The sequence below is a fragment of the Emticicia fontis genome, assembly GCF_054779675.1.
In genome coordinates this window covers 17,897-39,157 of the sequence record NZ_BAAGXU010000011.1, presented here as the reverse complement: position 1 = coordinate 39,157, position 21,261 = coordinate 17,897, and the positions used below count along the sequence as shown (strand labels likewise).

General features: G+C 37.5%; 16 protein-coding genes. 10 read left to right on the top strand and 6 right to left on the bottom strand.

The genetic code is table 11. The features are described from left to right. The 10 genes from uxuA (at position 1) to ACYVFA_RS06610 (ending at position 13,490) form a co-directional block, all read left to right on the top strand. Entirely contained in the window at positions 1–1,203 is a 1,203-nt protein-coding gene (gene uxuA / locus ACYVFA_RS06655) for a mannonate dehydratase (RefSeq protein ID WP_460471030.1), read from the top strand. 32 nt (positions 1,204–1,235) lie between these two features. Further along, positions 1,236–2,795, top strand: coding sequence for a serine hydrolase domain-containing protein (locus ACYVFA_RS06650; protein ID WP_460471029.1), 1,560 nt, complete (start codon positions 1,236–1,238; stop codon positions 2,793–2,795). 42 nt (positions 2,796–2,837) lie between these two features. Further along, a complete protein-coding gene (locus ACYVFA_RS06645; protein ID WP_460471028.1) occupies positions 2,838–4,940 on the top strand; it encodes an alpha-glucuronidase family glycosyl hydrolase in 2,103 nt (700 codons plus the stop codon). Continuing rightward, on the top strand, positions 4,937–5,740 hold the full coding sequence (locus ACYVFA_RS06640; RefSeq protein ID WP_460471027.1) for an SDR family NAD(P)-dependent oxidoreductase: 804 nt from the start codon (positions 4,937–4,939) through the stop codon (positions 5,738–5,740). Before ACYVFA_RS06645 ends, ACYVFA_RS06640 begins: the two co-directional genes overlap by 4 nt. Before the next feature lie 55 nt (positions 5,741–5,795). Next, entirely contained in the window at positions 5,796–6,845 is a 1,050-nt protein-coding gene (locus ACYVFA_RS06635; protein ID WP_460471026.1) for a glycoside hydrolase family 43 protein, read from the top strand. Positions 6,846–7,084: 239 nt separating this feature from the next. Then, positions 7,085–7,522, top strand: coding sequence for a DUF6526 family protein (locus ACYVFA_RS06630; RefSeq protein ID WP_460471025.1), 438 nt, complete (start codon positions 7,085–7,087; stop codon positions 7,520–7,522). Between the two features lie 211 nt (positions 7,523–7,733). Continuing rightward, on the top strand, positions 7,734–10,940 hold the full coding sequence (locus ACYVFA_RS06625; protein ID WP_460471024.1) for a DUF1553 domain-containing protein: 3,207 nt from the start codon (positions 7,734–7,736) through the stop codon (positions 10,938–10,940). A 1-nt stretch (position 10,941) separates the two neighbouring features. Then, entirely contained in the window at positions 10,942–12,456 is a 1,515-nt protein-coding gene (locus ACYVFA_RS06620) for a DUF1501 domain-containing protein (RefSeq protein WP_460471023.1), read from the top strand. Between the two features lie 28 nt (positions 12,457–12,484). Continuing rightward, positions 12,485–12,907, top strand: a complete 423-nt coding sequence (locus ACYVFA_RS06615; RefSeq protein WP_460471022.1) for a hypothetical protein — start codon at positions 12,485–12,487, stop codon at positions 12,905–12,907. Between the two features lie 19 nt (positions 12,908–12,926). Beyond that, positions 12,927–13,490 carry a hypothetical protein gene (locus ACYVFA_RS06610; protein ID WP_460471021.1) on the top strand — a complete coding sequence of 188 codons (564 nt, stop codon included), beginning with the start codon at positions 12,927–12,929 and terminating at the stop codon, positions 13,488–13,490. A 67-nt stretch (positions 13,491–13,557) separates the two neighbouring features. Here the strand turns inward: ACYVFA_RS06610 and ACYVFA_RS06605 are convergent, their stop codons facing one another. The 6 genes from ACYVFA_RS06605 to ACYVFA_RS06580 all read right to left on the bottom strand — a co-directional run bounded on the left by ACYVFA_RS06605 (position 13,558) and on the right by ACYVFA_RS06580 (position 21,164). After that, positions 13,558–16,692, bottom strand: a complete 3,135-nt coding sequence (locus ACYVFA_RS06605; RefSeq protein ID WP_460471020.1) for an efflux RND transporter permease subunit — start codon at positions 16,690–16,692, stop codon at positions 13,558–13,560. An 8-nt stretch (positions 16,693–16,700) separates the two neighbouring features. Next, positions 16,701–17,762, bottom strand: a complete 1,062-nt coding sequence (locus ACYVFA_RS06600) for an efflux RND transporter periplasmic adaptor subunit (RefSeq protein ID WP_460471019.1) — start codon at positions 17,760–17,762, stop codon at positions 16,701–16,703. A 54-nt stretch (positions 17,763–17,816) separates the two neighbouring features. Beyond that, a complete protein-coding gene (locus ACYVFA_RS06595) occupies positions 17,817–19,166 on the bottom strand; it encodes a TolC family protein (protein ID WP_460471018.1) in 1,350 nt (449 codons plus the stop codon). Positions 19,167–19,239: 73 nt separating this feature from the next. Continuing rightward, positions 19,240–19,707, bottom strand: a complete 468-nt coding sequence (locus ACYVFA_RS06590) for a GbsR/MarR family transcriptional regulator (protein ID WP_460471017.1) — start codon at positions 19,705–19,707, stop codon at positions 19,240–19,242. A gap of 179 nt (positions 19,708–19,886) precedes the next feature. Continuing rightward, on the bottom strand, positions 19,887–20,762 hold the full coding sequence (locus ACYVFA_RS06585; protein ID WP_460471016.1) for a helix-turn-helix domain-containing protein: 876 nt from the start codon (positions 20,760–20,762) through the stop codon (positions 19,887–19,889). 12 nt (positions 20,763–20,774) lie between these two features. Beyond that, positions 20,775–21,164, bottom strand: coding sequence for a DUF983 domain-containing protein (locus ACYVFA_RS06580; protein WP_460471015.1), 390 nt, complete (start codon positions 21,162–21,164; stop codon positions 20,775–20,777). Between the last annotated feature and the right edge of the window lie 97 nt (positions 21,165–21,261).

Sequence of the window (21,261 nt, the reverse complement as noted above, 5' to 3'; positions counted from 1 at the left end):
ATGATTCATACAATGCGTTGGTTTGGGCCAAAAGACCCGGTTTCATTAATGGATATTCGTCAGGCAGGTTGCACAGGTATTGTTACTGCCTTGCATCAGATACCGGTAGGAGAAATTTGGTCAGTTGAAGCCATAGAGGAAAGAAAAAGACTTATTGAAGCAGATAACGACAAATATATTCCCTTACAGTGGTTAGTGGTTGAGAGTTTACCTGTACATGAAGACATTAAGAAAGGATTGCTAAATAGAGAATTATTGATTGAGAATTATAAAACTTCTCTGAAAAATCTGGCATTATGCGGTATTCACACTATTTGCTATAATTTCATGCCTGTACTTGATTGGTCAAGAACGAACCTCAGTTATGAAATGCCGGATGGTGGTAAAGCCTTAAGATTTGTCTGGGAAGATTTCGCTATATTTGATTTATATATTCTGAAACGTCCGGGTGCAGCTAAAGATTACTCCGAAGAAGTACAGGTAAATGCGCTTCATAAAATGAAGCAGATGTCGGAAGAAGAAATTGCTTATCTGACAAATACCGTTTTATTAGGTTTGCCCGGTTCAGAAGAAGCATTTGATTTGAATACTTTTCAGGGCTTACTGGATAATTATAAAAATATCGGTGAAAAAGAGTTAAGAGAAAATCTCTATTATTTTATTCAGCAAATAGCGCCTGTGGCGCAGGAGCATGGAATTAACCTCTGTATACACCCGGACGATCCTCCCAAACCTTTGTTAGGATTACCACGTGTGGTAAGTACAGAATATGATTTGAAACAGTTGATGGCTGCCTACGATGTCAGCAATAACGGTGTTACTTTTTGTACCGGTTCTTTGGGTATCAGAACAGATAATGATTTAGCAGGAATGATTGAGAGATTTGGAGACCGAATTCATTTTCTGCATTTGAGAACCACTAAAAGGGAAGAAAATCCGCTCAATTTTCATGAAGCAGCTCACTTAACTGGTGATGTTGATATGTATGCCGTTATAAAAGCCATTGTTGCCGAGACCCATAAAAGACAAGCAGAAGGCAGAGCAGATTGGAATATCCCCATGCGCCCAGACCATGGTCATCAGATATTAGACGATTTGCATAAAAAAACATATCCCGGCTATTCAGCAATAGGCCGTCTAAAAGGATTAGCAGAGTTAAGAGGACTGGAAATGGCCATTGAAAAAGCAGAAGCATTCGCATAATAGATTCATATATTCAACCAACACTAAGCACTATGAACCATTCAAGAAGAACCTTTATCAAGCAAGCCGGAGCAGTTTCACTCCTGGTTTCAATCCCGCAACCTTGGGCATATGCTTCTGCAATGGCGAGTTCACTTCCTCGCAAAACGCCTGAATCACAAGGAGTTTCTTCTAAAGGTATCAGTGATTTTCTGGGGGCAATTAAAGAATCAGGGTTGGAATGGCATAGCTTTATGTTGGTTAGGCACGGAAATGTGGTGGCTGAGGGATGGTGGAAGCCTTTTGATGCCAACTATAAGCATACCTTATATTCGTTATCAAAAAGTTTTACAAGTACAGCCATTGGCTTCTTGGTGCAGGAAGGGAAAATTACGGTCGATGACAAAGTTATCTCCTTTTTTCCTGATGAAATACCTGCTTCGCTTAGTGAAAACCTTAAGGCAATGAAAATCAAGCATCTGTTAACCATGAATACAGGTCATGATACAGATACAATGCCGAAACTGAGAGAAATGACAAATCAGTCGTGGGTGAAGACATTTTTAGAGCAGCCAGTAGTGCATGAGCCGAGCACCCACTTCCTATATAATACCGGAGCGACCTATATGCTTGGCGCAATTGTACATAAGGTTACAGGACAGAACTTAGACAAATACTTAGCTCCAAGGCTCTTCGAACCATTGGGTATTGAAGGATATGATTGGGAAACGTCACCACAGGGCTTAAATACCGCAGGATTCGGTTTACGTGTAAAAACAGAAGACATTGCGAAATTTGGGCAATTCTATTTGCAAAAAGGCAAATGGAATGGGAAACAGTTATTAAACGAATCCTGGATTCAGGAAGCCACTAAAAAACAAACAACTTCTAATACAGGAGATAGTGACTGGTCGCAAGGTTATGGCTATCAGTTCTGGCGATGCAAGCCCGGATTCTATAGGGGTGATGGCGCTTTTGGACAATTTTGTATGGTCATGCCAGAGCAAGATGCAGTACTTATTATGACTTCTGAAAGCTGGGATTTACAGAAAACCATGAACGTGGCTTATCAAACCTTATTACCAGCAATGAACAATGGTGCGCTACCTGAAAACCCAACGGATTTAACTGCTTTAAAAAATGATTTGAAAAATCTTTCGTTGGCAGCGCCTAAAAGTTCAAACACTTCGCCTTCAGCCATACAATATATGAATAAGGTTTTTCAGGCAGAAACTAATCCTTACGGAATCAAAGAAGTGAGTTTCTATTTTGATAAAGATTACTGTATATTAAAACTAACTTCAAATTCAGGAATAGATAAAATCAAATTCGGATGGCAGCACTGGCTAGTTAATGAAGGAGCTACCAGAAATCTATTTCCAGTGCCGAATCGCACGCATATGCCATCTAAAATGGCAGGTACAGCCACTTGGGTAAACGATAATACCCTCCAACTCAATGAAAAATTTGTAGAGGCGATTCATGGAGATAAATTGAGTTGTGCCTTCGATGGAAACAAAGTAACTATTTCTTTCCTCAATAGTGTATCTGAAAACACAAAGACGAGTCCGGAGAAAAGAGAGAAATTAATAGGGGTAATCAAAAAGGCCTGATAAAGAGGAAATCTTCGTGAAAATAATTTCAAAAACAGAAATATGTTAAAAAAAATCATCATATTCTTGCAATTCTTGGCCTTCAATTCCTTGGCTGACGATGGTTCTCGTTTATGGCTTAAATACGATTTATTAAAGGACGCGCAACAAAGAGCAACCTATTCGGCACTAACCAGATACATTTCAGTTAACGACGATTCTCCCATTGTAATGACAGCCGCCAAAGAATTACAAATGGGTTTTGAAGGACTTTTAGGAAAAAAAGTAAGTATCTCTAAAAATCCAATAAGCAAAACAGGTGGAATAATTTTAGAAGTAAGCACTAATAATGTCGAAAATCTGATTGAAGATGGTTTTTCAATTACTTCCCAAAAGGGAAATATTATTATTAAAGCCAAAACACCTTCAGGCGTTCTGTATGGTGCATTTGACTTGTTGAGAAATATTCAAACAGGTAAAAGTCTGAATAACCTGACTATCATAAGCAATCCGAAAGTAAAAATCAGAATGTTGAATCATTGGGACAATGCCAACGGAACAGTAGAGCGTGGCTATGCTGGCTCGTCAATGTGGAAATGGACTGAATTGCCTTTCAGAATTGACCCAAGATATATTCAATATGCAAGAGCTAATGCCTCAATTGGTATTAATGCGGCCTCTATTAATAACGTTAATGCCAGTTCAAGATTTTTAACACCCGAATACCTCGAAAAAATTAAAGCAGTAGCTGATATTCTGCGTCCTTATGGAATCAGAGTTTTTATTTCAGTCAATTTCAGGTCTCCTCGAACTTTAGGTGGTTTAAAGACTTCTGATCCGCTCGACCCTGAGGTAAGAAAATGGTGGAACGATAAAACTAAAGAGATTCATGAATACATTCCTGATTTCGGTGGATTTTTAGTGAAAGCCAATTCAGAAGGTGAGCCGGGGCCACAGGATTATGGTCGAACACATGCAGATGGAGCTAATATGCTGGCAGAAGCGATGCGTCCTTATAAAGGAATCGTTATCTGGAGGGCTTTTGTATATAATGCTGACCCTAAAGGCGACCGCTTCAAAGAAGCCTACGAGCAATTTAAACCACTGGACGGTACATTCGACCCTAAAGTAATTGTGCAGGTAAAAAATGGCCCTATTGACTTTATGCCTCGCGAACCTTTTCACCCAATGTTTGGTGCTTTTCCTAAAACTACTTTGGGTATGGAGTTTCAAATTACACAAGAATACTTAGGGCAATCAACGCATCTCACATATCTAGCACCAATGTTCAAAGAATGCCTTGATAGTGATACCTATGCAAAGGGGAAAGGCTCTACCGTTGCTAAAGTGATAGATGGTAGTTTAGATGCTCACGAAAATTCATTAATGGCTGGAGTCGCCAATACAGGCTCAGATGTAAACTGGACGGCTCATCCATTTAATCAGGCCAATTGGTATGCTTTTGGAAGATTAGCCTGGGATCATAATCTTTCTTCCGAGCAAATTGCCTCCGAATGGATAGCCATGACTTTGACAAACGACAAACCTGCTCAGGACAAAATTAAAACGATGATGATTCAGTCATTGCCAATTTACATAGGCTATACTTATCCTTTAGGCACTGCACACATGATGGGAGAAGGCCACCATTATGGCCCTGAACCTTGGTTAGCAAAAAGTGGACGCCCAGATTGGACGTCAATCTATTATCATCGGGCCGATTCCATTGGTTTGGGTTTTGACAGAACAGGGGCAGTAAGCAATGCCTTGAGTTTGTATAATCCGGAAGTACAAAAAACATGGGCTAACCCTGATAATTGTTCACTAGATTATTTGCTTTGGTTTCATCATGTTTCATGGACAAAGAAACTAAGCACAGGCCGAACACTTTGGGATGAACTATGTTTCAGGTATTACAATGGGGTAGAAGAGGTGCGAAAATTACAATCTACCTGGGAAAGCCTGAAACCAGAAATTGATAAGGAAACCTTCGAAAATGTAAAAGGTCGGTTGAAAATTCAGGAAAAAGAAGCTTTGTGGTGGAGGGATGCCTGTGTATTATATTTTATTACGTATACTAATAAACCCATTCCAGCACCACTAGTACCACCTACAAGAACTTTAGACGAAGTTAAAAAATTAGTAGAAATATACCATTTAAGATGATTGCAGAACAAAAATTGAACGGCACGGAGTCCGCTCATCTGAAAAAAAATGTGTTTTCATTAGAAGGCAAACTGGCGCTTATTACCGGAGGAGGAAGTGGTATCGGCTTTGATATAGCTCAATGTATGATTTCGGCAGGGGCAAGGGTTGTTATTACAGGTCGTCGGGAGCATGCACTCAAAGAGTCAATTCAAACGTTGGGCGAATCAGCCCAATATGTAGTAAATGATGTAACTGAACTAAACGCGCTGGAAAACTTAGTAGAATATATTGAAACCAATATAGGACCGATTGATATTCTGGTAAACAATGCCGGAATTAATATGAAAAAACCCGCATTGGAAGTAACGGATGAAGATTTTCAGAGAATTGTACATACTAACCTGAATGCTGTATTTGCCTTGACTCGTGCTTGTGCGAAACGCATGATCGCCCGCCAGAGTGGTTCTATATTGATGATTTCTTCAATGGCAGCCTATTATGGAATTGACAGAGTAATTGCTTACGCTGCTTCCAAATCAGGTGTGGAGGGTATGGTGAAAGTACTAGCTTCTGAATTTTCAAAATTTAACGTCAGAGTCAATGCCATTGCTCCCGGATTCATAGAAACTGCCATGATGAAAACTGCCTTAAGCAGCGACCCTGACCGAATGCATAGAGCCCTTAACCGTACACCTATGGGTAAATTTGGCAAACCGGATGATATTGGTTGGGCAGCTGTCTTTCTGGCTTCTGAGGCCGCCAGTTATATCACGGGAGCATCATTGCCAGTAGACGGGGGAAATTCAGTTGGATTTTAAAGGTTCAATTAAGATTATAAATCACTCATTCATTAATCAATAAATCACTAAATACATGATCTGCTTTACTCAAAAAAAGCTTCTAATCACTACTTTGTCTTTATTGGGGGCGATACTAGCTTTTGCGCAACCCCAGAAAAAACCTGTTTCGCAGCCATTGGTCAGCCATATTTATACAGCTGATCCTTCAGCTCATGTTTTCAATGGTAAAATTTATATTTATCCATCACATGACATTGAATCAGGCATAAAGCAAGATGATAATGGCAGTCATTTCGATATGAAAGATTACCATATCTTTTCAATGGATAGTCCCAACGGAAAAATCATAGATCATGGAGTAGCCTTAGATATTAAAGATATTCCCTGGGCAGGCAGACAATTATGGGCACCTGATGCTGCCTATAAAAATGGTACTTATTATCTCTATTTCCCTGTAAAAGACAAACAGGATATTTTCAGAATAGGCGTAGCTACAAGTAAAAAGCCGGAAGGGCCTTTCAAGGCTGAAAAAGCACCCATTGAAAACAGTTTTAGCATCGACCCATGTGTTTTTAAAGATACTGATGGAAGTTATTATATGTATTTTGGAGGTATCTGGGGAGGGCAATTACAAAGATGGGCAAGCAGCTCTTACGATAGTAATGGTAAATTAAAAACTGCCCAGGAAGAAGCATTTTTGCCTAAAATCGCCAAACTAAGTAATAACATGCTAAGTTTTGCTGAATCGCCGAAAGATGTGAAAATTGTTGATGAAAATGGTAAGGTCTTTTTAGAAAGCAATAATGATAAACGTTTCTTCGAAGCTGCGTGGATGCATAAATATAATGGTAAATATTACTTTTCTTATTCTACCGGAGACACACATTTTATTTGCTACGGCATAGGCGATAATCCTTATGGCCCATTTACTTATAAGGGCGTAGTTTTAAATCCAGTAGAAGGTTGGACAAACCATCACTCTATTGTAGAGTTTAAGGGTAAATGGTATTTGTTTTACCATGATGTTCAACTATCAGGTCAAACACATTTAAGGAATATTAAGGTAGCAGAATTACAATATAATCCTGATGGAACTATCGTTCCTATCAATGCCTATAAATAAAACTAACTGCACAACTATGAGAAAAAGATATTTCTTTATTCTGACTGTTTTACTTTCTAACCCGCTTCTGTAAGCACAGAAGAAAGGTTTGAAAGACTATTTATGGGGAGGTAATTAAATTCTGATAGTATTTCAACAGATTATAAGAGTATTTACTTAAATCCATTTGAGTAAATACTCTTTTTTTTACCTTTGAAGCAAAGTTCATAAATCTTTTACTTGTAATTATCTATTGAGTCATGGCAGAGCAGAATTATAAAAATCACGTCAGATACTATATTCCACATCATTTTATTTTCTATCCTGTTGTACTCATACTGATAGGAGTATGCATCTATTTCAGTACTAAATATGAAGACCAACAACCTATCTGGGTTGTATTGGCAATTATTCTTCTCCTGATAGCATGGTTATCATATATGCTCAGACAACACTATGCTTTAATGAATCAGGATAGAATTGTTAGATTAGAATTAAGATTTCGATACTATCTCTTAACCAATAAAAGATTGGAACACATTGAGCCGAGGCTTTCTTTAACACAGCTGTTAGCCTTAAGATTTGCTTCTGATGAAGAACTAGCAGAATTAATTGAAGAAACTGCTGCAATTAATTTATCAGCAAAAGAAATAAAACAATCCATTAAAAAATGGACTCCTGACTATATGAGAGTCTAAATGATTTGTGAAAAATTAAACAATATTCGAGGATATTTCCTTTTTATTTGTCTCATTTGCTATGAGTACACAAATATTCTATCTCTTAAATCAAAATTATATTTTCAGCCGATTAATAAATTTTAGCTGAGCTTTCCAATCCTTTCTCAGTTTTCAATAGTGATTGTGTGAGCTAAATTTTATATTTGTAGAGTTGAACCCTAACATTCTGATGAAGATACCCTACATATCTTTGATATTGGTATTTTCGGCAAATCTGCTATTATTTTCCTGCAAGCCTGATTTGCCCGAAGAAGTGGCTATGGCCTATGAAGAACTGCCAGATAAGCTGGACTATAACCTCCATGTAAAACCGATACTTTCAGATAAATGCTTTGTCTGTCATGGACCCGATAAAGCCAAGCAAAAAGCTGGATTAAGACTTGATTTTGCTGAATTTGCTTATGCGAACCTTTCTGAGAATCCTGATAAAGTGGCGATTGACCCCGGGAGTTTAGATAATAGTGAGGTTTTTCACAGAATCTTGTCGAAGGATGCGGATTATATAATGCCTACACCAGATTCACATCTGAAATTGAATGCGAAAGAAAAAGCTACTTTAGTGAAATGGATAAAAGACGGTGCAGTTTATCAAAAACACTGGGCATTTATTAAACCTGAGAAAACTGATTTACCAGAAGTTAAGAATAAAGATTGGGTGAAAAATCCGATTGATAATTTTGTATTAGCAAAACTGGAAGAAGAAAATCTGCAACCTTCCAAAGAAGCCGATAAGGAATTACTATTACGTAGGGTCTCACTAGATTTGACTGGCTTGCCTCCAACCTTACAAGAGATTGATGCCTTTCTGAAAGATAATAGTCCCAATGCCTATGAAAAACAGGTTGACCGATTACTGGCTTCTCAGCATTATGGTGAAAAAATGGCTGTTGACTGGTTAGATTTAGCAAGGTTTGCTGATTCTCATGGTTATACAGTTGATAGGTTAAGAGATATGTCGCCTTATCGTGACTGGGTGATAAATGCGTTCAACAAAAATATGTCTTATGAGCAGTTTATCCATCAACAATTGGCTGGTGATTTAATGCCCAAACCTACCCGAGATATGATTATTGCCACAGCATTTAATCGTAATCATCAGCAGAATCTGGAGGGTGGCATTATAGAAGAAGAATTTCAGACTGAATATGTAGTAGATAGAACCAATACTTTTGGTGATGCTTTCTTAGGACTTTCAGTAGGGTGTGCTAAATGTCATGACCACAAGTATGATCCGATTTCTCAGAAAAATTATTATGAATTATTTAGCTTTTTCAATAATGTGAAAGAAGCAGGGCAAATTTCATGGGATGGTGCTTTGCCTACACCGACTTTATTATTACCTACTAATGAGCAGGAGAAAGTTATTAGTTTTATCAATAATCAGATCAAACAACAGGAGGATATGGTGGAAAAAGCCAGAGCTTCCAGCAATAATGATTTTGAAAACTGGATTAAAACAGGAGCTTACAAGAAACTTTCGAAAGAGAAAATACCACAGACTGGCTTATTAGCAGAATACAGTTTTGATGATGGCACGCTCAAAAATACCCTGAACCGAAAGCAGACAGGTAGCATGAAAAGAGAATCAGGTGCAGAAGGCGATAAACCTGTTTTTGAAAAGAGAGAGAAAGGCAAATCTATGCTGATGGATGGAGATAATTACCTGGATTTGAATGGGGTAGGTGTATTCAGAAAATCAGAGCCGTTTACCGTGGGTCTTTGGGTTTATATCCCAAAAGATTTGAAAGAAGGCGTAATTATCCATAAAAGTCAGGCAGAACGATTATATAATTTCAGAGGATTTCACCTATATCTCAAAAACGATAGGTTCGAGATCAATATGGCGCATACATCTCCATCAAATGCCATTACACGTGTCTCAAAACAACCAGTTCTCCGAGAGAACTGGGTTCAACTGACCATGACTTATGATGGCTCATCAAAAGCTAATGGTTTTCGTTTGTATGAAAACGGAAGAGAACTATTGATGGAAACAACGATGGATCAGCTCACAAAGGATATTCTGCTAAATTCTTCAACTCAGCCGGGTTTGCAGATTGGCGCATGGTGGCGTGGCTTTGGTTTTAAGTATGGAAAGGTTGATGAAATTGTTGTTTATAATAGAGTACTTACTTCATTTGAATTAAAACTATTGGCTAATAAAGCTAAATGGGAGAATGTTTTGGTTACAACTAATGGAAAAGAGTTAAGAGAATACTATCTATCGGCTATTGCCCCGAATGTAGTTAAGGCTCAGAATGATTTGAAACACACCAGAACTACTTTATCTGATTCGATGGCAAAGATAAAGGAGCTCATGGTGATGCAGGAAATGCCGAAACGCAAAAAAGCCTATGTTTTGAAAAGAGGTAATTATGATGCTTTAGGTGAAGAAGTATTTCCAAATACGCCGGAATTCATTCTGAAATTTCCTGATAATCTTCCTAAAAATCGCTATGGATTAGCACAATGGTTGACCCATGAAGATAACCCTTTAACAGCCAGAGTAGCGGTTAATCGCCTATGGCAAAATTTCTTTGGAGTAGGATTTGTAAAAACGACAGAAGATTTCGGGAATCAGGGGGAGATGCCGAGCCATCCGCAATTATTAGATTGGCTGGCAGTCAACTTCCGGGAGTCAGGATGGGACATAAAGAAGCTCAATAAGTTAATTGTAATGTCAGCCACTTATAGACAGGATTCAAAATCAACTAAAGAACAAAAAGAAAAAGACCCTGAAAACCGCTTATTAGCACATGGCCCAGTTTTTAGAATGACTGCGGAAATGATTCGGGATAATGCTTTAGTGGCTAGTGGATTAATCAATAATAAGATTGGCGGCCCAAGTATCAAACCTTACCAGCCAGAGGGGCTATGGCAAATTAATAGTGATAACTACGTGGCCGATTCAGGGGAGACTGTTTATAGAAGAAGCCTCTATATTGTTGCTAAAAGAGCAGTTCCTAACCCAACATTGGCTACTTTCGATGCTACTTCCCGTAGTTTTTGTGTGGTTCGCCGTCAGAAAACCAATACACCTTTGCAAGCTTTAGTTACGCTGAATGATCCTACTTTTACAGAAGCAGCCAAAGTAATAGGAGAACAGATGTGTAAATCTAAATCTAAACAAGAGGCAATCACTCAGGCATATAGAAAACTCACAGGAAGAAAGCCTTCATCAAAAGAAATAAATCTACTATTGCAATTGCAACAGACAGAACAGAATAAGTTCAGAAATTCACCTAATAAATCCAAAGGTTGGTTAAGTGCCGGGCAATATCCTGTTTCAAAAGATTTAGACCAGTCTTTAGTCGCGGCAAATGCAGTAGTAGCAAGTACCATATTAAATTCTGATGCAACTTTAACCAAACGATAGCATGTCAGAGCATCATGATGAAGAGTTCAGATTAAATACACCCGAATTTAATCAACTCAATAAACAATTAGACAGACGCACTTTTCTGACCAAAACTTCATTAGGCTTAGGTGCTTTGGCTATGGGTTCGTTGTTGGGCTCTAAGGCAATCTTTGGTCAAAGTGGCAAACCGTTGATTGAGAACCCTCAGCATCTTGAGGAAGAAATATTTAAAGCATTACCGCATTTTGCACCCAAGGCCAAGCGTGTAATTTATCTCTTTATGAGTGGTGGCCCTTCACAGTTTGAGACCTTTGATTATAAGCCTAAATTAGTGGAGTTCGCAGGACAAAACCTGCCTGATTCTGTTCGGAAAGGGCAACGCTTAACAGGCATGAGTGGCAGCCAGAGTGCTTTACCAATGGTGCCCTCTATATTTAAATTCAATCAATACGGTAAAAGCCGCACATGGGTAAGTGATTTATTGCCGCATACTGCTAGCGTTGTTGACGAGCTCTGTGTCATTAAATCTATTTATTCAGAAGCTATCAACCATGATCCGGCCATCACTTTCCTTCAAACCGGCAATCAGTTGCCTGGACGACCATCCATTGGTTCATGGGTAAGTTATGGTTTAGGTTCTGATAATAATAATCTACCAACATTTATTGTATTAGTTTCCAAAAATGCACCGAAAGATCAGCCCTTGTATGCCAGACTATGGGGTAATGGATTTTTGCCGTCCAAGCATCAGGGAGTACAATTCCGCTCCGGTAAAGACCCTGTTTTGTTTCTGAATAATCCTGAAGGATATGATGGAAATGACAGAAAAGAAATGCTTGATTATCTGACCAAACTGAATCAGTTACAGAACGAAGCCTATGGTGACCCAGAAGTTGATAATCGGATTGCTCAATATGAAATGGCTTACCGAATGCAGACCTCAGTGCCTGAGGTGATGGACATTTCGAATGAGACTGATGAAGTTTTTGATTTATACGGGCCTGATAGCAGAGATACAGGAACTTACGCAGCCAATTGCCTTTTAGCTCGTAAATTGATTGAAAAAGATGTGAAATTTGTTCAATTGTATCATCAGGGATGGGACCAGCATGGAGGTTTACCCAAAAGTATTGCCAATCAATGCAAACAGGTGGATCAGGCAACGGCGGCATTAATATTGGATTTAAAAAGAAGAGGTCTTTTGGATGAAACATTAGTTATATGGGGTGGAGAGTTCGGGCGCACAGTTTATTCACAGGGTAAATTGACAAAAGATGATTATGGAAGAGACCACCATCCGAGATGTTTTACGATGTGGATGGCAGGAGCAGGGGTAAAAGCAGGATTTAATTATGGAGAGACAGATGATTTTAGCTATAATATTATTAAAGACCCGGTTCATGTACATGACTTTCAGGCTACTCTCATGCACCTGATGGGTGTAGACCATGAAAGATTAACTTATAAATTTCAAGGAAGAAGATTCCGTTTGACTGATGTTCATGGAAAAATTGTGAGAGATATTTTAGCCTGATGAAACTTTGATTACTAAAAAACATGATATGAAAAAACTACTGCTATTTGTAATTCTACTGTTATCATTCATAAACCTTCAAGCCCAAACCAAAGCTCCTGAAATGCTGAAAGGCAATTTTATGGATGATTATAAAATTACCTATACCATCAACGATACTCTTTGGATACAAAAACCAAATGCAAAATATCATATCATTAAATGGAATGAAAAAGAACAATACCTCATTGCCAGAAATGATAAAAATAATCCGGCAGACGGCGGATTATATACTCGTATTGATTATATGACTTTTGAGAATATGCAGCCATTTTTATGGGGTTTCTGTTTAAGTGCTTATAATGCAAAAACAGAAGCTGAGGCAGAAGCTGTAAAAATTGCGGATAGAGCAAATCCAAGAAAAGGTTGTAATGGGTTTCCGTTTTCAAGAATGAAGAGGGTGGAGGAGTAAATTTTAAATATAAATTGCTATGATTAAAAATATAGATGAAATCTTTGAACAGGATGAAGAGAAAAGGAAGCTTAATATAAATGATGGTAAATGGCGAATGTGCGATTTGCTCCTTTTAAGTGGTGGCGATGAATATTATAATGCCATTTATATAGCAACTCTTGATAAAAAATATACAAATGATGACCGGGAAGCACTAAGATATTTACTCATAAAAATTATGTATGAGTCGAGTGAATACGGAGAAGGTTGGCATTCTTCTTCTTCAGACGAGTTTAATACAATTCACTTGGAAAAGTATATTAAATATGATCTTAGATTTGAAGAAGCCAAGCCAATTACCAACGAGTATGCATATCATTGGTATAATGTCTTATTTAATGGACCCATGGAAATTAATAATTATAATAAGGCAGAATTCTTTTTTAATGATGTCGCCATTAATAGAGAAGAGGTTAAGAATAATTTAACTCCAAGTGAAATGATTCATTCAATAGCATTTGAGAATTATTGGAACGCAATTAAAATTTTTATTGAGTGTAAAGATAAATGGGTCTTCATTAAATGGTCAACTGGTGCATAGTTCATATAAAAAATAAAAGCGTGTGAAAATCACACGCTTTATTCATTCAACTATTATTTGACATCATTTAAACCGTTTCAACCTCAATTTTGGCTTTAGCTTTTTTCTTTCCACCTATATTGAATAATTTGTTCACTTTTACTCTCCATCCTTCAATCACCATATATACGGCAGGAACAAGAATTAAGGTTAATATCATTGAACTTGTCAAGCCACCAATAATTACCCAGGCCATTCCATTTTTAGTTTCAGCACCAGCGCCAGATGCCAAGGCAATAGGCAACATACCGAATATCATGGCCAATGTAGTCATCAGGATTGGACGAAGACGTTCTTTACCCGCTTCTATCAAAGCCTCTTTTGTCGATAGACCTTCACCTTTTAGGTGATTGGTAAAGTCTACAATCAAGATTGCATTCTTACACACTAAACCTAAGAGCATAATCAAACCCAGGATAGCAAAGATAGTCAATGAGTTCATCGTCAAAGCTAAAGCTAATATGGCTCCAATCATTGCCACAGGTATCGAGAAAAGTACCACAAAAGGATAAACCACACTTTCATACAAGGCAATCATAATCAGATATACTAATAAGATACCGATACCCATTGCCAAACCTAAACTTCCAAAGGCATCTCCCTGATTTTTGGCATCACCCAGGTAGTCAACAATTACACCCTCAGGTAATTTAGTTTTTGCCAGTTCTTTCTTAATATCTTCTACTATAGTACCTGATGGACGACCAACTGCTGCAGAGTTGATTTTAACTGAACTCAAACGGTCTGTTCTTTCCAGAATCGACTGCCCTACAATTTCTGTGATATTCGCAAAGTCGGTCAGTTTTACAATTGCACCACGGCTATTGCGAAGCGTCAGATTTCTTACACTTTCAATATTCTGTTTATCCGATTTATCGAAAATGAGATTGATACCATATTCCTCACCTTTATCCTTATACTTCGTATTATTATTCCCCTGGAAAGCTATCTGCACAGCCGAACCCACATCAGGAATACTCAAGCCTAGTTTTGACATTTTATCTCTGTCAATATTAATGGCAACCTCTGTTTTTGGGCTCTTTGTACTGAATTTTACATAGTCAGTTCCCGGAACTTTCGATACTATCTGTTTCACAATAGTTGCCGCTTTCACTACATCTTCTGAAACTGTACCTTTTACCGCAATCTGAATCGGAGCCTGTGCATTACCAGTGGCCGAAATAGGCTGGATATTCACACTCAAACCAGGGATTCTTGAAATCGTGTCCCGCATGATTTGTCCAAACTCATCAGTCGAAATCTTACGGTCATGTTTATCAACCAAGGTAACTGTAATCTCGGCAAGGTTACTATTCGATGAGTTACCGATAACCGATGCCTGAGTTCCTACATTTGAAAACACATTAGTTACTTCTGGTCTTTCCATCAGCATCTTTTCAACTTTCGCTACTGCCTGATTGGTTTGTACCAATGGTGTTTCAGGTGCTAAGTCTAATTGAATTGATAACTCGCCACGATCTGCATTACCGATGAACGACGCTCCAACAAAACCTTTAGAAAGCAATGTGAAAGTTGCCACGAACAAAAGAATGATACCGATAAAGACATAACGTTTATGACCCAAAGACCAGTTCAATGCACTGATATAAGTATCTCTAATATTATCTATAATACTCTCAAAACCTAAATTAAGTTTCCCCCAAAGCGTGTTTTTCTTCAAAATCTCTAACTTACCCCATCTTGACGCTAATAGAGGTGTTAAGGTAAACGAAACGAATAAACTCATCAAAGTTGAGAATACAATTACCAGTGAGAATTCTTTCAGAATATTACCAATCAAACCACCTGCCAATGCTAAAGGTAAGAATACCACAACGTCAACCAGCGTAATCGCCATCGCTGTAAATCCAATCTCATTTCTACCTTCCAGCGCCGCTTCACGCTTGTCTTTACCCATCTCTAAGTGTCGGTAAATATTCTCCAATACCACAATACTATCATCCACAAGAATACCCACAACCAATGATAAGGCCATTAATGTCATCAGATTCAGCGAGAAACCAAACACCCACATCAGAATGAAAGTAGGAATCATGGCCGATGGAATGGCTACCAGGACAAACAATGAACTTCTAATACTATGTAAGAAAAGTACCATTACCGCACCTACAATGATAATTGCCAGATACAAGTCATGCATTACAGCATCAGCTGACGCTAAAGTATACACTGATTGGTCAGATGCAATTTCATAATTGAAATCTTTTGATGGATAGCTCGTTTTAATTTTCGCTAAAGCTGCTTTCGCACCTGCACTTACTTCTACGGCATTGGCATCCGTTTGTTTCATGATCTGGATACCAATCGCTGGTTTTCCATTGATACGGTTCAAAGTGCTAGGCTCCGTTTGCGAATCAGTTACAGAAGCGATGTCTTTCAACAAAATACGACTTCCATTAACATTCTCACGAATAACCAGATTTCTGATATCTTCTACCTTTTTCAATTTCGCATCCAGACGTAAAGAGAAACGCGATTGGTCTGTTTTAATATTACCTGCCGGATACGAAACCCCGCTACTCGCAATGACCTGATTAACCATTGCTGACGAAATATTATAGGTTTGCAGTTTATCATTATCTAGATACACCTCAATCTCGCGCTCGTTACCACCGATAATATTTACCTGCGCTACACCTGCTACGTTTGTCAATAAAGGTTTTACCTGCAAATCTATGAAGTCATATAACTCTGTTTGAGGTATCTTAGACGTCGCACTTACTTTCAGAATCGGTAAGTCGTCAAGGCTTAATCTTGATACTACCGGGTCGTCAATATCATCCGGAAGTCTTGATTTTATCTGATTAACTTTACGTTCTGCATCTTGTTGCGCATTGATTACATTAAAACCGGATTTTAAGGTAACTGTAATCAATGAAAGACCTTCTTGTGAAGAAGATGAAATCATATCAACACCTTCAATAGACGATACGGCTTCTTCCAACGGCTTGGTTACGCTACTTTCTACTTCGTCAGAGGCGGCACCTCTATAAGTAGTCTGCACCATAATCACGTTCGTTTCAAATTTCGGTAATAAGTTATAGTTCAATGTTTTATAACTGATGAAACCGAAGAGTATAAGGGTAACGAAAATTACTGTAATCAGTAATGGTCGTTTGATTGATAATTCTGTTATTGACATGGCTCTGATTATTTATTAGGTGCGATTTGAATGCTACTACCATCTACAATATTGATGATACCCTCTGTAATGATTTGCTCTCCTTCGTTCAGGCCGCTTAGTACTTCTATATTTTCGCCGATTTCTCTGCCTAATACAATTTTACGAAGCACGGCTTTGTTTCCTTCTGCTACAAAAACATAAGGGTTTTTCATACCGTCTCCCAAAGCTTTTTTAGGAATTTGTAGTGCATTAGAGTTTTTACCTAAGTTAAACTCAACTTTCACATAAGTGCCTGCTTTCAAAGCCGAATTGCCGTTAGCTAATAAAATATCTACTTTATAATTGTGGTTATCATCACCTTGTGGGCTGATATAAATGATACGTCCGCTGAAAGTTTTAGTCGGATACACATCAGTCGTAATAACTGCCGATTGACCTAATTTCAACTCATATACATCTTTTTCATTCACATAAACCACTGTTTTCAATTGGCTTACATCCACAATCGAAGCGATAACTGTACCGATATTGGCATACTCACCGGCAGTTAGTTTTTTATCCGTTACTACACCACCAATCGGAGAAATGATTTTTGCATCTGCAATTTGTTGTTTCAATTGTTCCGCCTGAATTTTATTATTCTCATAATTATATTTGGCGTCAGTTACTGCAGTTTCATTAATCGCATTACCTGCCAATAGATCTTTGTTACGATCGTAGTCAGTCTTGGCTTTGTTAATCGTCAACTCAGTTGATTGTAGATTGATTTGTTTTACTTTCGTGTCAATCGTACCAATCGTCTGGCCTTTGGCAACTCTTGTGCCCAATTCAATATTCAATGTCTCAATTTTACCTTGTGTACCTGTTGAAATCGTTGCTTTTTCTTTTGGTTCAAGTACCGCTGGCAGACTTAAATTACCACTGATTGGAAGTAAAGCTACTTTAGTGGTCGTTACATAAATAGCCACCTGGCTACGATCAACCACTTTTTTACTCTCGTCAATTTTCTTTTTATTGGCTACCAGTTTAAACGATATAGCACCGATTACGCCGATAATAATAGCTATTGTGATGATTCTTGTTTTCATTTTTTTGTATATTAAAAGCCTCGCAGCTTTAGATTGATTTAAATGATGTACTGATTATTTTAACTGATTAACATAAGTTGACAAATTTCCCTGAGATTTTTCGAGGTCAACTCGTGCGGTTAAGAAATTTAATAATGATGAAATGTAATTGCTTTGTGCTTCTTTATATGAATAATCTGAGTTAAGGAAATCGGTTAATGAAGCGGTTCCTTTCTGATATTGTAAACCAGTGTTTTTCAATATATCTGCCGCCAGATCAAGGTTTTGCTTATTGTCGTTCATGCTTGTGAAGGAACGGAATAAAGCGGTATTCGCATTCTGGAATTGCAGTTGGTAGTTTCTCTCGCTTATCTTTAAGTTTTCCTGAGCATTCAATAAACTTAACTTGCTTTGTGATAACTGGCTTTTCTTTTTATTACCGTCAAAAATCGGGATGTTCAGTTTTAAACCAATTGAAGAATAATCAAACCAGTTGCCAAATGATTTTGCAAATTCATTACCGAATGATTGACCTCCATAGCGTGCGTATGCTCCCAAGGTAGGATAGAAGGCAAATTTCTTGCGTTCTACATCTAATTGTTGCAAAGCAATATTATTAGATTGAATCTTGAAATCAAGCAGATTCTTAGTGTCTAACTGATTGCCAACAGGCATACTTACCTGCATCGAATAATCCAGAGAATCATTTATGGCAATGTTTTGTGACAATTCCATACCCATAGCAAATTTCAATTTATTCAAGGCCAATTCTCTATTGGTCTTTAGCAATGATAATTGGGATTTGATATTATTCTGGCTTACTTTCATGCGGTCGTAATCAATCTTTTTGGCTACACCTTTTTCGTATTGCAATTGTAAGATTCTTAACAACTCATCATACTTCTTTTCATTCTCTACCAATAATTTCTCTTGTTCGTTATAAGTAAGAATCTGATAATAAGCCATAATCGTGTTATAGACTATGGTTTCATTGTTCTGCAACAGCTTCAGGTCAGCTATCAAAGTATTGACCTTATTTGCTTCTTTTGCTACAGATACAGTTCTGTCAAATAGTACCTGGTCTACCTGTGCTACCAAATTGGTGTTGTATTGATTACCAAACTGAACTCTGATTTCTTCTGGACTAAAAGCACCTGCCGGAATTACTGAAACCTGACGTTTCAGGTTGTCATCAAAAGTGGCTGTACCGTTTACTTGGGGTAAATAACCAGCCAGCGCTTCAGTTTTTTTCTCTTTGGCAATCAATACCTCATTCTTATAGATAGTACTGGTCGGGTTATTCTTTAAGCTATAAGCGATACTCTCTTTCAGGCTAAATAAAACAGGTTTTGATTCTTGCGCTTGTGTGATAACCGATACCATTATCAGGAGTATAGCTATCGGTAAGGTTTTAACTTTATTCATTATTTTGTACTATATTAAGATTTAATTTAATTTTTTTAGTTCTGAATTAAAAGAACTAATCGATGCAAAAAAATTACTTTTTAGATAATTCCCATTTCTTGAAAAGAACCGGAATTTCTCTGTGCATAAATTCCATAAAGTTAACAAACTCCTCAAGCCCTTGATTGAAATCCTTGGTCGAATGGGGTCTTTGGTCTAGCACTTCACGCATGGTTTTGTGTACTTTGTCAAATTCCAGAAATTTAGTTTTCATGTTTTCTTTCCAGTCTGATAAATTACTTTTAAAATAGCGTTTTCTATCGCCTGGCTTAGTAATATACTCGATTCTTTCCATTGATAGCAATAAATTCAAGGCATTGCTGGTTGCACTTTTGCTTAAATTCAATAGCTCTCGGATTTCGTCGAAAGTCAATTCTAACTTATCTGATACTAACAATAAAGCCGCAATTCTAGCCGAAGCAGGTTGTAAACCATTTTCGAATATCAAACCGAGTTTCTCAATCAGGGCTAATTGTTTATCGCTTAATTTTATACTGTCCATTGTTGTCATTTAATAACGATGCAAATGTAAATAGTTTTTTTGGTTCTGCAATAAGAGAACTAAATATTTTTGAAAATAGTTTATTTTATCAGAGAATTTCTGGTAATAGTACAATTTATTAGAATAAGAGGATGCAGGAGAGGATAAGAGGTAATTAAAATTGATGAACATCAGTGTCTTTAAACACTCTTTTTGCGAAACTCTTCAGGAGTGATGCCTTCATATTTCTTGAAAAACTTGGTAAAATAAGAATTATCACTGAAATTTAAATCATAACAAATCTCAGAAATACTGAGATTCTGATTCACAAGCATTCTTTTTGCCTCTAGTAAAACCCGGTTACGGATCACTTCACCAGCTGTAATACCCAAGTGCTCTTTGCATAAAGCATTAAGGTGATTAGGAGTAATATACAGCAATTCTGCATAATCCATAGGCCTTTTCAGACTGATATAATGTTTCTCTACCAGTTTCTGGAAGTTTTTGAGTAGTGTATAATTGAAAGAGGGGATACTTGGCAGTTTGTTAGTATGGGTGTGCTTATCTATTTCTAAAAAAGCTTGAAGTAGTAATACTCGCACAATATCCCAGCGGAAAGTATTGTTTTGGGTAGCATGTTTGATAATCTCTTCAAAAATTCTTACAATTTGGCCTTGTAATTCTTCTGGTAGATTTACTACACCATCTTCGGCGATGCCATTGAAGAAAGAGAAAGACTCCAGATAATCGGATCTTAATAAGAAAGATTGAAAAAATGAGGCGGAGAAATTCACTACAAAACCATCAACCTCTCCTGCAAAATCCCAGCTATGTACCTGTCCGGGAACCATAAAATAGATTTGGTAAGGTTGCACCGGAAAACTGCTGAAATCGATGGTATGGCTTCCACCTCCTTTCGTAAATAATAGCAAATGATAAAAAGTATGCCTATGAGCCTTTCGCAGATTATGATGCACTTTCAGATATTCAGCAAAACGACTCACCAAGACATCATCCTCTCTGAAATCTGTCAGATTACTTATATCTACTATAGGAATATGATTTGCTGGACTCATAGACATTTATTATTAATGAACGGCGTGTCCATGTTTATATTCAGGCTTGTAGTCATTAAAAAACTGCAACCATAAAGAGCGGGATAAACGATAAAATACGGGAAACAGAATAACTGTCAATAATAAATAGCCCCCTAAATATATTCTCCAATCAATCAGATTTTCGAAATAAAGATAGAAAGTTACAGTAGCTATGGCAAAAAGTGCTACATTGAATGCATAGCTAATAAACATAGAGCCATAGAAAAAACCAACTTCTTTTTCATATTTCAAATGACATTCAGGGCAATGTTTGTGCATGGCTGTCATTTTACCAAATACAAAAGGGTTTTTGGTTTCAAATATATCACCCTCCTGACAACGGGGGCATTTCATTTTTATAGCGGCTTCAACTTTGTTCATGATTGTGTTTGTTTAATGGTACAAAGATATGGCCAACTTTATTTTAACTCTGGTAGAAAATATAGAATCTATGGTACTAATTACCGATTTGGATATT